Source organism: Candidatus Baltobacteraceae bacterium, from assembly GCA_036488875.1.
GTDB lineage: Bacteria > Vulcanimicrobiota > Vulcanimicrobiia > Vulcanimicrobiales > Vulcanimicrobiaceae > JAFAHZ01.
On the sequence record DASXGW010000002.1, the window covers coordinates 1 to 16527 of the forward strand.

13 protein-coding genes are annotated in these 16527 nt (G+C 63.3%); 8 read left to right on the top strand and 5 right to left on the bottom strand.

The window, feature by feature from the left end; genetic code table 11:
• The 8 genes from VGG89_02520 to VGG89_02555 all read left to right on the top strand — a co-directional run.
• Window positions 1-525: flagellin (locus VGG89_02520; protein ID HEY1975403.1), on the top strand; the 525-nt coding region annotated here is incomplete at its 5' end.
• Between the two features lie 84 nt (window positions 526-609).
• Window positions 610-2619, top strand: a complete 2010-nt coding sequence (locus tag VGG89_02525) for a glycosyltransferase (protein HEY1975404.1) — start codon at window positions 610-612, stop codon at window positions 2617-2619.
• A complete protein-coding gene (locus VGG89_02530) occupies window positions 2550-5234 on the top strand; it encodes a glycosyltransferase family 2 protein (GenBank protein ID HEY1975405.1) in 2685 nt (894 codons plus the stop codon). The genes VGG89_02525 and VGG89_02530 overlap by 70 nt, the downstream gene beginning before the upstream one ends.
• On the top strand, window positions 5231-7219 hold the full coding sequence (locus VGG89_02535) for a hypothetical protein (protein HEY1975406.1): 1989 nt from the start codon (window positions 5231-5233) through the stop codon (window positions 7217-7219). The genes VGG89_02530 and VGG89_02535 overlap by 4 nt, the downstream gene beginning before the upstream one ends.
• A 59-nt stretch (window positions 7220-7278) precedes the next feature.
• Window positions 7279-7671 (top strand): hypothetical protein, encoded by a 393-nt coding sequence (locus VGG89_02540; GenBank protein ID HEY1975407.1) that lies wholly within the window; start codon window positions 7279-7281, stop codon window positions 7669-7671.
• Window positions 7672-7682: 11 nt separating this feature from the next.
• A complete protein-coding gene (gene fliD, locus VGG89_02545) occupies window positions 7683-9707 on the top strand; it encodes a flagellar filament capping protein FliD (GenBank protein ID HEY1975408.1) in 2025 nt (674 codons plus the stop codon).
• A gap of 3 nt (window positions 9708-9710) precedes the next feature.
• Window positions 9711-10148, top strand: coding sequence for a flagellar export chaperone FliS (locus VGG89_02550; protein HEY1975409.1), 438 nt, complete (start codon window positions 9711-9713; stop codon window positions 10146-10148).
• Entirely contained in the window at window positions 10132-10521 is a 390-nt protein-coding gene (locus VGG89_02555; GenBank protein HEY1975410.1) for a hypothetical protein, read from the top strand. The genes VGG89_02550 and VGG89_02555 overlap by 17 nt, the downstream gene beginning before the upstream one ends.
• On the opposite strand, the gene VGG89_02560 is transcribed toward VGG89_02555, so the two are convergent.
• Genes VGG89_02560 through VGG89_02580 form a run of 5 tightly spaced genes read right to left on the bottom strand, consistent with a single transcriptional unit; the run spans window position 10518 to window position 16515 of the window.
• The gene (locus VGG89_02560) at window positions 10518-11294 is read right to left on the bottom strand and encodes a glycosyltransferase (protein ID HEY1975411.1); all 777 of its coding nucleotides are present in this window, start codon (window positions 11292-11294) and stop codon (window positions 10518-10520) included. The genes VGG89_02555 and VGG89_02560 overlap by 4 nt on opposite strands.
• Complete coding sequence (locus VGG89_02565; GenBank protein HEY1975412.1) at window positions 11291-12733, bottom strand: hypothetical protein; 1443 nt, start codon at window positions 12731-12733, stop codon at window positions 11291-11293. The genes VGG89_02560 and VGG89_02565 overlap by 4 nt, the downstream gene beginning before the upstream one ends.
• A 3-nt stretch (window positions 12734-12736) precedes the next feature.
• Entirely contained in the window at window positions 12737-13672 is a 936-nt protein-coding gene (locus tag VGG89_02570) for an AAA family ATPase (protein ID HEY1975413.1), read from the bottom strand.
• On the bottom strand, window positions 13673-14746 hold the full coding sequence (locus VGG89_02575; protein ID HEY1975414.1) for a hypothetical protein: 1074 nt from the start codon (window positions 14744-14746) through the stop codon (window positions 13673-13675).
• Window positions 14743-16515 (bottom strand): glycosyltransferase, encoded by a 1773-nt coding sequence (locus VGG89_02580; protein HEY1975415.1) that lies wholly within the window; start codon window positions 16513-16515, stop codon window positions 14743-14745. The genes VGG89_02575 and VGG89_02580 overlap by 4 nt, the downstream gene beginning before the upstream one ends.
• Window positions 16516-16527 lie beyond the last annotated feature (12 nt).

A 16527-nucleotide genomic window follows, 5' to 3' on the forward strand; every position in this document is an offset into this window, starting at 1 on the left:
AACGGCTTCGACAACGTCAAGATCACGCTTGGCGCGTTCACGACTGCCGACGTCGGTACGACGGCGTACATCAAGGTCAGCCAGAACGTGGCAGCCTTGACGAACCCGAACAACCCGGCGTTCAACTTCCAGTCGGGGGCCTACGAAGGCGACGTCATCCAAGTCGGGATCGAAGCGACGAATACCTCGACCTTGCGTATCTCGAACGTCAACCTCGCGATCTCGTCCTCCGGAAACCCGTCACTGGGTGCCGAGGACACGATCGGTCAGATCGACAACGCGCTGCAGCGTCTGCTCAACCAGCAGGCTCAACTCGGTGCGGTGGTCGTGCGCTTGAACATCGACGAGGACAGCGACAACGTTGCAGCCACCAACCTGCAAGCTGCCGAGTCGAACATCCGCGACCTCAACGTCGGTCAGGCGACGACGGAGTTCACGAAGCTGCAGATCCTGGTGCAGGTCGGCACCTCGGTCTTGGCTCAGAGCAACGCCAACGCGCAATCGGTCCTAACGCTCTTCCGATAAGTCCCGGAAGGGTAGGGAGCTCACAGAGCCCGCCGTCTCGGCGGGCTCTGGGTTTTTTATAGGACTCGACCGAAAACCGTAAGGATGCCGATTCACGTCCGCTCGAAGCGGCGCAGCGCGTCCGTTCCGCTCCAGCAGAGCGCGGTTAGATCCAAGCAGGGCGACCTGCCGTTCGGTCTGCCGCGCCCGGCGTCCGATCGCGTGCAGAAACCGCCCGGCATCAGTCTCTGCATGATCGTCAAGAACGAAGAGCGGTTTCTCGAGCAATGCCTTGAGAGCGCCAAGGACGTCGTCGACGAGATGATCGTCGTCGATACCGGCTCTACCGACCGGACCGTTGAGATTGCCAAATCCTACGGCGCGGTTGTGGTCGAACGCCCCTGGCGCGACGACTTCGCATGGGCGCGCAATCAGGCGTTGGAGCTGGCGACCAAGCGTTGGATTCTCGTGCTCGATGCCGACGAGGAGTTGACCCCCGAATCGAAACCGGCACTCATGCAGCTCAAGGACGTTCCGGCCGAGCACACCGCGGTATGGGCGCGCATAAACAACAAAGCCGACGACTATCGGGGAACGGGCTCGATGTCGCACGCGCTCGTGCGCATCTTTCCCAACGCGCAAGAGATTCGGTACGCGGGCTTGATCCACGAGTTTCCGACGATCGGCGGCGACCGCAACGGTTTGAAGGCCGTCATTGCGCAGGTGAGCATCGTTCACCACGGATACGTCAAGGAGATCGTGCACCAGCGCGAAAAAGGCGCGCGGAATCTGGCGATGGTTCGTGCCGCCGCCGCAGCCGAGCCCGACGACCCATTCCACTGGTTCAATCTCGGCACGACCGCGTTTTTGGTCGAAGACTACGAGATGGCGCGAGACGCGTTGGAGAAAATGCGCGCGATGGTCGGCAACGAGCGCCGCGGTTTTATGCCCAACGGTCTCTCGGTGCTGGCCGAAACGTATTGCGACAAACTGGGAATGCCCGAAGAAGGCGAACGGGTTGCACGTCACGCGTTGGTGATTACGCCGAATTATGCAAACGCCCACTTTCAGCTGGGCAAAGCATTGGTCGCGCAAGGAAGGCTCGACGAGGCGCGGGAGGCATATCTCGCCGCGATCGACGACCGAAACCACGCATCGCACCAGTTCGTCTTGGACGATCAGGTCTACATTTGGAAAGCGCAGAGCGAACTGGGCTCGACGTACGTTCTCGAGAAGAACGACGAGAAAGCGATCAAGTGGTTCGAGAAAGGGTTGAAGAACGCGCCCCAAGCGGAGCCGCTGCACATCAACCGCGCACGCGCGCTCGAACGATTGGGAAAGTTCGATGAAGCGGAGAAAGGGTACCGCAGCGTCTACGAGCTGCATCGAAGCGACGACTCGGGTATCGAGTACGTGAACTTCTTGTTGCGGCGCCAGCGCGAACGTGAGGCGCTCGCCGTCATCGAGGAGTGTTACCCGTCGTGCGTGCCGTCCAAAGCCGTACCGCTGCTGATGGCGGGTGCCGCCGTCGCAAAGCGTATGGGCTCGGCCGACGACGAACGCTATCTCCTCGAAGCGGCGAGGTTGATGCCCTGGTCGGCCGAGATCCTCGATCCACTCGAAGCCCTGCTGCACGAGCGCGGGAAAGACTCGGAGATCGCGTCGCTCATCGAGCGCGAGGAGCGCGAGTCGCCGGTGACGGCGTCCGACTTTGCCCGCCGGGCGCGCAGAGCGATCGCCGCCGGCCGATCCGCCGAAGGTTTGGAGCTCGCGCGCGGAGGCCTCGAAAAGGATCCCGAACAGCCGCTGTTGCGATACGCGGCCGCCGCCGCGCACGCGCAGCTGGGCGAAGACGACGCCGCGATCGAGATGTTGAACGCGATTGGGGAAGCGCCGCCGCCGCTGCAGGTTGCCATATTCACCCTAAAGGCAAATCTTTTGCGTACCCGCGGACGCGTCGACGAGGGCATCGACTCCATTCGGCGGGCGCTCGAAATCGATCGCGGCAACGAAGACGCGATGCGTGCCGCACTGGAGCTCTCCGCGTGCTGCCTGCGCGAGCAACGCTTTGCCGACGCCGCGGCGATCGCGGACTTCGCGTTGCAACGGAGCTGAGCTTTTTGGACTACTCGATCGTCATACCGGTTTTCAATAAAGCGTCCCTGACTCGACACTGTTTGCAAACGCTTCGTCCGTCCCTCGATGGCGCCGGCGAGGGCGAGATCATCGTCGTCGACAACGCTTCGACCGACGAAACGCCGGAAATGCTTGCGGAGTTTCCTTGGATCCGGTTGATTCGTAACGAGAAAAATCTCGGCTTCGCCGGCGCCAACAACCAAGCCGCAAGAGAGGCGCGCGGCAAGTATCTCGTGCTGCTCAACAACGATACGCAAGGGTTGGAGGGATGGCTTGCGGCGATGCTGGAGACGGCGGCGCAGCCGGACGTCGGCATCGTCGGCGCGCGGCTCCTCTATCCGAACGATACCATCCAACACGCGGGCGTCGTTATCGCGCCGCTGCTGTTTGGCCGCGCGGGATTGGCGCCGTACCATTACGCGTGGAAGGCCGCTGCGAACGCTCCGAACGTCGGCGAGCGTCACGAGTACCAAATCGTTACCGGCGCGTGCATGGTGACCCCGCGCGAGTTGTACGATCGGGTCGGAGGCTTGGACGAAGTCTATTGGAACGGCTATGAAGACGTCGATTACTGCCTCAAGGTTCGCGCTGAAGGACTCAAGGTGATCTACGAGCCGAAGGCGACACTGTACCACTTTGAGTCGCAGTCGGGCGTTCAACGCTTTCGCAAGGTGTCGTGGAACATTCATACCTTGGCCGAGCGATGGACCGGTGCCGTCGCGTTTGACTCCAACTCGCGCAACGTGGAAAACGGCGAAATTCCGGTACTCCAACGCGATGAAAATGCGGCGATGGTTACTCTTCTAACGCCGACGCCGCCCGCGGACCTGATCGTGCATGGGGAGATCGATAAAGAGCTGCGGCGCGAGCTTGAAGTCTCGCTGCGAGCCTGTCGTTCGCCCATCGCCGCAATCGACTTTTGCGACTCGTCGGAGGCGCTCGCTCGGGCGCGCGACGCAATGCAGATACGAGGCGAGCGGTTTTTAGTGCTGATCGACGCACGTTGCCGCTTGACGACCGGGTGGCTTGACGAAATGGTGGCGCAGACCGCCGCCCCGACGAACGTTGCAGCGGTCACGAGCGTGCCGGAACTTCCGTATGGCGAAAACGTCGTTACGCTTGCCGCCGACGCCCGCTGCACGCTCCTCTCGCTCAAGCAGTTCCCGCAACACCTAGAACTGGGCGATTTCGACACTCTGGGCGGCGCGGTGGCCGACCTGCTCTTGCGTTGCGTCGAGTTCGAGAGGGCCACGCGCGGCGTTACGAAGTCAATCGGTAGTATACCGCCCGGCGCCGAGGACGCTTCCTTTCACGCGGCCGCAGCGCGCGCGCTGACCTCGGTTTTCGACACCGATCCCGGAGCGATCGAAAGCGTGCTTCGATCTCGCGAGAACGCGGCTGTGCCCCTCGTTTCGATCGTCATGCTCAGCTGGAACGCGCCTGCGTTTACGAAGAAGGCTCTCGAATCGATTTACAGCCGTACGCGCGAACCGTATGAGGTGGTGATCGTCGACAACGGATCGGGCGCCGAAACGCTGGAGATGCTGCGCGCGATAGACGACCCGCACGTGCGGGTCGTCTATAATTCGACCAATCGGGGTTTTTCCGGCGGAAACAACGACGGCATCGTCGCATCGCGCGGCCGGTACGTCGTGTTTCTCAACAACGACGTGATCGTGACGGAAGGGTGGCTCGATAGCCTAACGGCGCCGTTTCGTCATTCCCCCGGAATCGGCGTCACCGCGCCGCGAAGCAATAAGGTCGTAGGACACCAACAGCTTGCCGACGCGGTGTATCAGTCTGAAGAAGGCATGATCGCGTTCGCACAGCGGCGACGGGAGCTCAACGAGGAGCGGGGATACTTCGCCGACCGGGCAATAGGCTTGTGCTTGTGCGTGGATCGCCGCGTCCTCGACCAAGTCGGCGGTTTCGACGAGCGCTTCGCACTGGGCAACTTCGAAGACGACGATTTCTGCATTCGCGTCCGCGCCGCGGGATACGGAATTTTTATCTGCGACGATGCGTTCATTCACCATTTCGGCAGTGCGTCGTTCGCCGCAAATAACGTCGATTACACCAAGACCATGCACGCAAATTGGACGCGCTTCGCGGAAAAGTGGGGATTTTCAAGGGAGTTTCCGGTCAACGGCTACCACCCGCGCCGCGCGATCGCTAAGGGATTCGATCGCTCGACGCACTTCGCGCCGCTGCCGGTCGAAGCGGCGAGCGGCGAATCCGATCTGCCTGCGGGCGTGCGAATGGTCTTCTGCGCCGAGGTGCACGAAGAGCGCGATTGGGCCAGAACTGCGGAGTTTCTCAAGCGCTTTGCGCGTTCGTTTACCATTGACGACGGCGCAATGTTGGCAATCGGGGCTTTCGGGTCCGAAAGCGCGGAAACGCTTGCCGCCAGGGTTCGGCGGATTTTTGCGCGGGCCGGCGTCGACCCGGAACGGTCCGGATACGTGGAGATCAGCGATGAAGATCGCGCCGAGCAATGGCGCCGGCGATTCGAGCACGTGCGCGCGATCGACTTGCCGGCGTTGAACGATCGGAGCCCAAGCGCCTTGAGGCGCTTGGTGAAGGAGTCTTCGTGAGGCAGCACGATCGGTTTGCGCAACTCGTGCCGCACATCGACGCCGAGCGGTTTCATCGCGTCGTGCGTGCGGAACACCTTGCGGCGGCTCGTCTCGACACCGGTTTTTCAGCGCGCATCGACAACTACGGGACGCTCGATCTGGTGTTCGTTGCACGCGACGAAATTCAAGTCGTTCCTTTTATCGTCGTTCAGGGCCTGATGCTGTTCTTACGCGAGGCCAGCCCTTTCGTCTGGCCCGTGTGGCTTCCGCCGATGCGCGCGGCGCTCGTACGCGAGATCGAAGCGGCGGTCGAGCCGTGGCTGCGATCGCTTGCGGTGGCGCGATTCGTCAACGGCGAGGCCGTGAAGTTCTTCGAGTGCACGCCGGAGTTCCGCGAACTGTTTGCGCGAGTGCGGGCTTTGGGGTTCGTTGGTGCGGCCGCGACGGAGGATGCGATCGTCGCCGTTTCTCCGTACGTCTTCGCACAGCGGTTTGCCGCCGATGGGCGCGTCGCGATTGCCGACGTTCGCGGCGCCGGTGGTGCGGCGATTCTCGCGCGCCGGGCGACGGTTCACGTCGACCTCGGCGATCGATTGCGAAACGAGGACGCTGGGCGCTGGTTCGGGCCGGCGGCGTTCGAGAAGGCGATCGCGGAAGGCCCCTACGAGCTTGCGATCGGCGATCGCGCGATGCTCCCGAAGGCGAGGGTCACCGTCGCGCTCGAGGACGCGGGGAACGGCGAACGCACGGTCCGCGTCGCGCAACCGATTCCGTTGTCGGTGATGGTGAGCTTCGACGTAGGCGACGGCGGCGAGGTACGCCGGTTCGCGGTTGCCGCCCCAGCCGTGACGTTGCGCGAGCATGCCGGCCTTGCGACTCCGGTTATCGGCGGTTCGGCGGGGCGTATAGGCATCGTGGTGCGCGATGACTATCTCGGAGTGCCCGACGCCGACGGCGACGCGGCGCTGGCTTTGGCCGATCACCTCAACGCGCAAGGTTTTAGCGCAAAGGTGGTGGGCGCGAGCCACGTGCGCACGGTCGATTTCGATCTGCTGCACGTGTTTGGTTACCGCTGCGCCGGCTCTTTGGCTGGAGCGCTGGCGCGGGCGCAAGGGCCGCGCCCGCCGATCGTCATTCAGCCATACCTCGACGACCCGAAGTGCGAAGCGGAGTGGGGGAGCGCCGTCACCGCCGAGTCGCTGGCAAACGCTGCCGACGAAGCGCTGCGTGCGACCTATGCCGCGGCGATTGCCAATCGCCGGCTCGCGGCGAAAACGGTTCCCGAGATCGGAACGTCGGCCGCGAACGAGCCGATCGTGCGTAATCTGCTCGCGGCCGCGCGCGGCGGCGTCTTCGCATCGGACGAGGAAGAGCGGCGCGCCCGCGAGGCCGGCTTCAGCGGAACCGCGAGCATACTTCCGGCCGTCCTCGCCGACGAGCCCGTGGCCGACGAGCGCATCGCCTCACTCGTCGGATTGGACGAGTTCGTCTTGGTGCACGCGCCGCTCGATGCCCGGTGCAACCAATATGCCCTCGTGCGCGCGTGCGCCCAGCTAGGGTATCGGGTCGTGCTGCTCGGTTCGGTCACCAATACCGAATATTACGGCGACGTCGTCGCAGCTCTCGACCACGGCGGCGTGTGGCTGCCGCAAGCCGAGCTCTCGCCGGCTGAGATTGCCGCACTCTACCGGCGCGCCCGGGTCTTCGCCGATGTGTCGTGGACCGCCGCGGGGCTATACCGTCTGACGCGGGCGGCGGCGGCCGGGGCGGCGCTCGTGGTACCGGCATCGGGGTTCGCCAGAGTCACGTGGCCGGGGCACGCCCAGGCCGTCGATCCGGCTTCGGGGCCCAGCATCGAGAAGGGTCTGCGCACCGCATGGGAGCGCGCCCGCGAGCTTGGACCGGCCCTGGCCGCCCGGACCCTCGAGAAGTACCGCCCCTTCGACATGCTGGTCCTGACCCTCAACGCCTACCAGAGCGCCGCTACCTTAGCGCCTTCCTAAACTGACTTCCCCCCGCCGCCGAAGACTAGAAGGAGCGGAGAGAGGGAGATCGGAGTTACATGGATGTTTCGACGACCGGCCAAGCCGTGGCCGCCGTCGTGCCACAGGCGAATGTAGAAACGGTCACGGGTACCGTCGGTACCTCGTCGACGAACGTACACCTCGACGGTGTCGTCACAAACGCCTCCGCAAATCAGTCGCACGACAGTACGCAATCCGGCAAAAGCGCGCTCGCTCCGGCGATCGCTAAACTTTTCGCGCTTCCCGGACCGCGCGCGCCGATAAGCCTTAACGTTTCGTATCGTATCGAAGGCGATTCCGATACGATCGTTACGGTTTTTAGCGACCCGAAGACGGGTCAAGAGGTCGCGCAGTTTCCCCCCGACGTGCTGGCTCAGGTCGCTTCGTTTTTCGACCAGCACCGCGGCGCCACGCTCGACAAAAGCGCGTAGGCAGGTAAAGCGTGTCGACCAACAGCGTGCCGGGAACCAACGTCCCGCCAATCAGCTTTCCGGGCATCGTCTCGGGAATCGATTATAATGCGATCATCACTCAGCTGACGAAGTTGTCGTTGGCTCCGACGATCAGCCTCAACTCGCAGATCGCGACGCTCAACAACGCCAACACCGAGCTGATCAAAATCAACAATCTCCTCGTCTCGGTTCAAAACTCGCTCCAAAATCTCTCCGATCCCAATATCTTTAACTCCTACGACGCGACGTCTTCGAATACGACCGCGTTGACGGCTTCCGGGATCCCCGGCGTCGCCGCCGTTCCGGGCGTCTACACGATTACTAAGGTACAAACGGCGACGGCATCGAGCGTGGTAAGCAATGCCGCGGCCGGCCACAGCATCACCGATGCGATCGGAGGAACGCCCTCCGACCAGCTGCCGTTGGCTCAGTCGTACGCGTCGGTTACGCCGAGCAACGGAAACGGCACGCTCGGACAAATCACCGTCGACGGCGTCTCGCTGTCGTACAACGTCAACAACCAATCGCTCGATCAAATTCTCAGCAACATTACGTCGGCGGTGCAGGCTAAGGCCGACTCCGGTTTCACCGCGACGCTGGTCGGCGGCGTCGTGCAGTTCACGTCGACCGATGCGCCGATCTCGATCGGCAGCAGCTCGGATTCGGGCAATCTGCTCGACGTTCTCAAGCTGACCAACGCGCAAGTCAACAATGCCCCGGGCGGCGGCTCGATCGTAGGGACGGGCGACGTCGGCGGGATCAATCCCGCCGCTAGTTTCGATACCACCACCGCTGCCGGTTATAAGACCGCGGTCACCGGTGGATTTTTTACGCTCAACGGCACGAAGATCACCGTCTCGACCGGCGACAATACCAACGACATCATCAACCGCATCAATTCGGCCGGCGCTGGTGTCGTGGCAAACTTCGATACGACCACGGGTCAAATCACCCTCACCGCTACCAGTACGGGACCGCAGAGCGTCGTGCTCGGCGCGGCCGGCGATACGAGCAACTTCCTCGCGGCAGCGGGGCTGACCGCAGCCTCGGGTGCGAAGGTAAGCGTCGGCACGCAGTCGGAGGTCGACGTCCAAAACTCGAGCGGCGGCACGCAGAAGTATTTCAGCAACTCCAACGCGGTGACGACGGCAATCCCCGGGATCACGCTGAACCTGCAGACCAGCACGGTGACGCCGTTTACGGTGAGCGTGTCGCAAGATACCAGCGGACTCGTGGGTGCGGTGCAATCCTTCGTTACGAGCTACAACGCGGCGATTGGCGAGATCAATAACGCGACCGCGGCTCCGGTTGTCATTCCGGCGGCACCTGGATCCGGCGGCCAGGCGCAATCGATCGGCGGCGGCGTGCTTTTCGGCAACTCCAACGCACAATCGATCGTGCAGCAACTGACGCAAATCGTCGGCGGCTTTCTTGGGTCGGGCAACTCCTACAACTCGCTTTCGCAAGTGGGCTTAAGCCTGAGCGATACCTTCACCCAGTTAACCGCCACGAATAACGGCGAGGGCAACTCGAGCGCCAGTTCCAACTCAACGCAGGGTGTCGGCGGGCAGACGGTGCAGACGACCTCGGCCCCGGGTACCGACGGAACGCTGCAACAGCTCGACGTGAGCAAGCTGCTCGCCGCGCTCACGGCAAATCCATCGGCAGTCGGCAGCGTGCTCAACGGAGCCAACGGCCTCACCGCGGTTCTGGGCTCGTACCTGACGAGCGTGACGGCGACGCCGACACTTCTGAACTCGGGTCCGGTCGGCAGCATACCAACGGTGTCGATCATCCAGAACTTCGAGAACGCCAATACTGACGCGATCTCGTCGCTACAGCAGCGCGTCTCGTCGATCACCGACAGCACGAATCAACAGGCCGACGCGCTGCGTACCCAGTTCGTCGCGAGCGAGGCGCTCATCGCGCAGCTGCAGGCCGAACAGCAGCAGCTGGCCGCCGCGTTCGGCTTCAGTGTATCGTCATCGTCGTCGTCTTCGGGATCAAAGGGGTAGCGTATGCGATCGTCAGCCGAACAGCGCTACCTCGAGACCTCGATCTCGACCGCGGCGAAAGAAGATCTCATCGTCAAGATCTTCGACGCCTTGATCATCGCGTCGCAGCAAGCGCACGACAAGCTTCTGCGCGAGCGCCACGACATCGAAGGCATCCATAAGGCGCTCCTGCGAGCCCAGCGCGCGTGCTGCCTGCTCATGGGTTCGCTCAACATGGACATCGGCGGCGACCTCGCCAAGAATCTCTTCCGCGTGTACGAGTTTTGGCATCACGAGCTCGTGATGACCAACATGCAGAAGGACATTACGCGCCTCGAGCGCGTCATGCCGTACTTCAAAGACTACCGCGAGACGTGGCAAAAAGCGGTAACGATGTTCAAGGCACAGCGGCTGCAGAATCAAGCGGCCGAAGCGGGGGGTTCCTTTGCCAGCGTCGGCTGAGGCTCGCGCCGCGGTCGAACGAGAGGTCGAGGAACTCGAGCGGCTCTGCCTTGCTCTGGAGCACGATCTCGTCGGCGGTCGCTGGGACGGCGCTTCGCAGACTCTGCGCGACACCCGCCGCGTAACGCACGCGCTGCTCAATGCGATGGACGCGGCGGCGCCGTATCGGGACGAGCCGTTCGACGCCGCCTTGAACGCGCGGGTTAAGCGAGTCTTCGATCTGCGCGACGATCAACTGCACCGGTTGCAAGAGTATCGCGACCAGGTCGGCGAGCGGCTGCAGACGTTCTCGCGCTGGAAGTCGTTCGCGCGATCGATCGGGGCGAAGAACGCCCGCTCGAAGCGAACCGTCGGACTCGACAGCCGCCGCTAATCCGTCTCCACGTAGGTAACATCCGCAGGGACTTGGCGCTCCGCTTTAGCGGCGATGTCGCCTGCCTCTTCGAGTGGAACCAGCTCGTAACGATCGTTCTTTAAAACCAGCACGCGCCGGCGACCGCTGCTTTGCGCAGACTCCCACTGCGGTGGTGCGGCCGCGTTACGACCGCGGTCGAAGTGCTTGCATCGGACGCCCGGGTGCAGCAGCACTGCGTGGCCGTTGCGGCGCACTCGCGCGCAGAACAAATAATCCTCGTTACAGACGCGCACGCGGCCGTCGGCCTTTTCCATGTAGATCTGCGTGGCGAAGAAGGGACGATCGAACGAGCGGATCGCCTCGGCACGAATGACGACGCAGCCGAAACCCACGCCGTCGACCGCGACCGGCGTTCGGTCGTCGAACGCGGGGATCCATCCTTGTCGCGTGTCGGCGGCGTTCCAACCGTCGACGACGAGCGGACGCAGGCCGTCGCGCGAGTAGTATAACGCCCCGGCGATTGCGGCGGACGGGTTGCGTGCGAGCGCGTCGCACAGATTGGCCAGCGCATCGGGCGGAAGGATCATGTCGTCGTCGCACATCGCGATCGCGTCGGCACCCCACTCGAGCGCGCGTTCGACCAGCAAGTCACGCTGGGCCGGGACGAAGTTTCCCGTAACGATTCCGCGCTCGAACGCCTGCACTGCGTCGGGCAGAACGATACGGCTGAGGCTCTCGACGAACGGCTGGGCCGGCGCGCCCGCGCTCGGCACGCCGAGAAATAACCTCACGCCAGCGCGCGCTTGAGGTGTCCGATGACGGACGTTGCTGCGGCGTCGAAAGCCGGTTCGTTGGCAAACAGCAAGCCGGTCGTGCGATCGATGCGAATGCGAACGAACAGTTTTTGCAGCACCGTAACCGACGCCTGCGCGTACGCGCGCAGCGCGGTTTCGATGTCGCTCGCGAGCCGCTCGTCGTCGATGCCGCCGACGTTTTGAGCCTGAAGCGCGAGCGTAAGCTGACGTGCTTTCACGAAATCCCAGCGGGCGCGCTCCTCGGAGATCTTCGCTAGGAGCTGACGCGTGGGCTCGGAAATTTCAACGACGAGCGCGATGCGGTCTTTCCCTGCGGAGGGTGTCTTCGCGATCGGTTGCGGCCGCATGTCGTCGATCGACGCGAGCAGCTCGCCGGCGTATTCCGAGATCGGTTCCTTTTTGCCGAGTTTCTCGTGGAGCCCGATCCGATGAAGAATTGCAGCCTGCGCGTCGAGATGACGTTTTAGCCCGTAGGAGTCGGCGCTCCGGCCGTCGAGCGTGCACGCCAGCGCGCCGCCGAAGATGCAGTGCTGCAAGATCGTCGGCGGTTTGCTTCCTGCGAAGATGCGTTCGAAGAAAGCGAGCGTAGCGCGGTCGAACGTTCCGTAGACGGCAACTGCCTCGCGCACGGGAACCGGCGGTTCGGGCTCGGGTTGCGGTTCGGGTTCGACGATGCCCGTCTCGAGCTGCGGTGCGGGCACGACGGGCGCGGCGGTCGACAGCGCCGCGTCGGCAGCCTCGTACACGAGCTGCTCCTCTTCATCGAGCTCGTAAATCGGCAGATCCGTAGCCGGAATGTCCACCGGGATGAGCGGTTTGCTGTCGTAGATCGTCGCGTCGGCTTGCACGACCTCACCCGCAAACGCGGTAGCGACCTGATCCTTACGTCCGATAACGACGGAACGGCCGCCTACGACCGCGGCGTTACCGCTGCGCACGTGCGGCGAGATGACGAGCGGCTTGGTTCCCAGACGAACCCCGATCTTCCATTGAAACGTGGCGCGCGCGCCGGCAACCAGCGCGCCGATCGGCAATCCTTGATTGAAGAAGCTGTCGGCAACTTCGTCGTACGTCGACCGCCCGTTCCAAACGAACGTACCCGGCCGGTACGCGGCTCCGCCCGGTAACGGCGCGAGCACGACAACGTCGTCGGCCTCGGCCGCGCCTTCGTTGGCAACGCTCAACGACATCGTTACGACGGCGCCGGCAATGACGCCGTCGGGTGGGAATGCGGCGGCTTCGACTGCCAATACCGGAGTTCTACCGGGTTCCGGCTCGCTTTGCGCTACCGGGATGCCTTCGGTGGTGTGACGGCTTTCCCACGACGTTCTTTCGCGCGGAGGCAAGCCGAGCGCGCCTCGCTGCAGCTCGAGCAGACGCATATCCGCGCTAAGCTCGAAATCCGGCTCGCGCATACGTTACTCCGTCGAACGGCGCGCGAAGAGCTTGCGCAAAAACCCTCGCTCGGCACGGTGGGGAGCCGAGCCGTTCGGCAAGCTGTCGGTGAGGACGGCCACTGCCGGGCGGCGGTCGACGACGATGCCGCGCATGGCCATCGCGGTTAAGACGTGATCTTCATTGACGAGGGTGCTGGCTCGATCCGCGGCCTCTTCCATCGCGAGATGCGCCACCATCGTTAACCGGCGCGGCAAGCCCGTCGCGCCGGCAATGAGCAGCTCCCGCGCGTCGGCCGTGAAGACTTGCTGTCCGGGCGTTAAGCCGGCGCGCTGCAGTCGAAAATCGAGAATTGCCGAGGCCATCGCGTCGTCCATGCGCCCAAGCCGTACCCACCCGTCGACACGATCGGCAAGATTGCCCTTCGCGGCGATGCGCGCCTCGAGTTCGCTCTGCCCGAACAACATAATATTCAGCAGCTTGCGCTGCGGCACGTGGTAGTTCAACAGCAGACGCAGGGCTTCGAGATTCTCTTCGCTGAGATTCTGCGCTTCGTCGACGATGAGCGCCAACGTGCGCTTTTCTAACACGGCCGTTTCGAAGAAGAAGTTCTTCAACGCATTCTTGAGTGCGGCGCTGGAGCGCGGCGGAAGCGCGAGGCCGAAGACGCGGCCGACGGCAATGAGAAACTCCACGTCGGTCGCGAACGACGGATCCAAGATCTTACCGAGGACCATGCGTTCGTCGGCGAGGAGGTCCTGTTCGAGGGCGCCGCTGAGGCTCGTCTTGCCGGTTCCCGGATCGCCGATGACCACCGTTAGGCCGCGCGACGATTCTACCGAGTCGATCAACCGGTCTTTGGCCCGGCGCAGCGTGCCGAGTTCGCAATAGAAGTAGGGATCGGCCGTATCGAGGAACGGATCGCGCTCCAGACCGAAAAAGCGGTAATATCTCGGCATCTAGGTCGTCTCAGTTTGACCAGCGGCGGCCGAGCTCATTTGTGGGCCGCCCGCAGATTCGGTACTCCACAGCCGCAGGCACCGGTCGAAGGCCGCGCGTAACGCACCGGCGCGCGTCCAGTAGGGGTCGTCCGCCGGCCGGACGTCGTTTTCACTGACGAACGGTATCGAAGCGCCGTACTCGGCCGCGATCTGCGCATTATCCGATGCAAAACTCCGCAGGAGCCGGAGATGCTCCTCTCGGTCGAAGAGCGCGAAACGCGCCACCGCATCCGCCTCGGAAACTTCGGGTGCGTGAATGCCGATGAACTCCATGGCGTCGTCCGGAAGGGGCTCGCCGGGGCGCAGCATGACGTGCAGCGTTCCGAGAAGTTCGACGAACGGAAGGCTCGCATTTTCGCGCGGGTGTTTGAGTTGCAGCTTGAGCCCATCGCGGGCGAACTGAGCATCGAGCAGCGAAAGCGCGCCCAGAAAGTCCTTGAAGATCAACGACGGTTCGCCGGAACCCGTAAAAATCCGGACGTGCATGTGGTCACGGCCGAACGCGGCGGCGAACGGTTCGAGAAGGCGCGTGTATTGGAACTGAATCGCTTGCACGGTACCCTCGGGGACGTAGCATCCCGTTCTCACGATCGTGTCCAGGTAGCTTTGGATAGGGCGAATGTGACCCTGCTTGACGCGCTCCACGTACATGGATTCGGCAAACGCTCCTTGAGCGCGCAAATAGACGAGCACGTGCGGATCGTAACCCGCGGACCGTACGGCTCCGGCGAGCTTTTCCAGCGCACGCGGCCGCGCGTGCAATAGAGAAAAGTCTTCGGCGCTCAGCAATGCCGTGCGGTATGGGTTGGCGCGAAGCTCTTCAACCAGAAGCGCGAGCAGCGTTTCCGATCGTTCGCCGACCAGCTCCCACGCCAACTCGGCATTCCCCGGAAGATCTCCGTGCCACCCCGACTGCACGAAGTGAATGCCCGAGCCGTGCAGCGCGTCGAGATTTTCCTGGAACGCGATCTGCAGGGACGTCGTGCCCGTTTTATGCGTGCCGATGTGCAAAATGCACGGGCGCATGCTCACGCCGGACTCCGTTCGTCTGACGGTATCGGCGCAACGGGAACGACCGAGCTGCTCATGGCGCCGATCACGATGCCGGCACGTCGCGACGGGTCTGCGGCCTCATTTGCGCGCCGCTCTTGATCGGCGAGCATGTTGGCTTGTGCCGTGTGAAGGCTCGCGCGACCTTCGATGCCGGATGCGTACCGCGCGGTGATGGTCCGGTACGCTCCGACGAAGTCCCATTGATGCTCGATCGTCATGTTTCCGCGCACTGGATCGTAGCGCCACGAGTATTCGCACGTTACGCGGTCGACGCGAACGAATCTCGCACCGAGCGAAGCAATCCGCAGCCATAACTCCCAGTCGTCGGTTACCGGCAGATCTTCATCGAAGTAACCGAAGCGGTCGAAAACCGTCCGGTTGTGGACGATCGTATGGATCGGCGAAAGGTTCGAAACGTAAATGTCATCGGGATGGAACTCCCGGTCGAGGTAGATCTGATAGCCCAGCACGTGCTTTTCGTCTCCGTTCATCTGCGCGTATTCCGCCAGGCACGTGGTGAAAACGACGTCGGCCTGCGTGCGTTCGATGGCCTCGACTGCAAGTGCGCAGTGATCGCCGTAAATCAAGTCGTCGTCGTCGAGGTAGCCCACGAACGTTCCGCTTGCGGCACGGGCACCGGCATTCGAGGCGGCGCTGATGTGGCGCCGCTGGTCGAGCGTCTCGTAACGGTACGGACGGCCGTTTGCGGCGGCCTCGACGATCGAGCGTACGTCCTCGCCCCCGTTGTTGACGACGACGATCTCGACGTTTCGATACGTCTGCGCCGCGACGCTCGCGACCGCGCGGCGGAGCAGCTCGGGGCGGTCGTACGTCCGAATGACGATCGAGATTCGGCGCCCGTCCAGTCGCGCCGCCGCGTACCGCGCCACCGTGCGCAACGTTTCTTCCGGCGAGGATGGGACGCGATCGCTGCCGCCGGATGCGACGAGCGCTGCTGTGACGGCGCTTTGCATACCGCGGAGGTCCGGCGCCGCATATCCGAAAATGCGTTCGTCGCAGTCATCGACGCGCATGGCGTTGGGAGCGACGACGTGATGCCCGAGTGTCGCAAGCGTGCGCGCGCGCATCGATCGCCATTCGGGAGCTACCACGACGCGCGTCGTAGGCCTCTCCATCGCGTTCTCTGCGCAGATCACGCGTACGTCGAGGCGCAGGCGCACCAGGACGGCTGCGTACACTGCGAGCGCCGCACGAGACATCGAGGGGCCATATACCGTTACTGCCGCGTCGTCAAGCGCAGTCGCGCGCTCGTCTCCCATCGTTGCGACCGGTAGCAGCGCAAAGCGCCGAAAAGCGCGATTCAGCCCGCGTACCCATCGGTCGCGTTCGCCGGGCGCGCCGACGATCAAGACGTCGGCAACGCGCAGCGCGAGCGCGGCCGCATCGAGGTGGCGCTGCGCGAGCGTAGCGAGTTCGTGCGGCTGCTTTCCGTTAACGAGAAGCTGACCGGAGCTTAACGCTGAAATTTGAGCGGCCCGATCGTCCTCGCCGGCCGTAGCGGCAATCGCCTCGATAATGGATCGCAGCGTACCTTCGTACGGCTCGGCTAATACGGGCAAGAGCGCGGTCGTAAGACCCCGGCGGCGGGCGCCGATCAATGCGGCGATCCCTTCGGCGGGCGAAGTCAAGTCGATCCCAAAAAACCGGACCGCCGTGTCTTCGGGGATCGCCGCAAGTGCGGACGCCTCTTCGGGAAAGGCGGCTGGATCGAAGAAGATGCGCTTCAAGGTAGCGTCCCT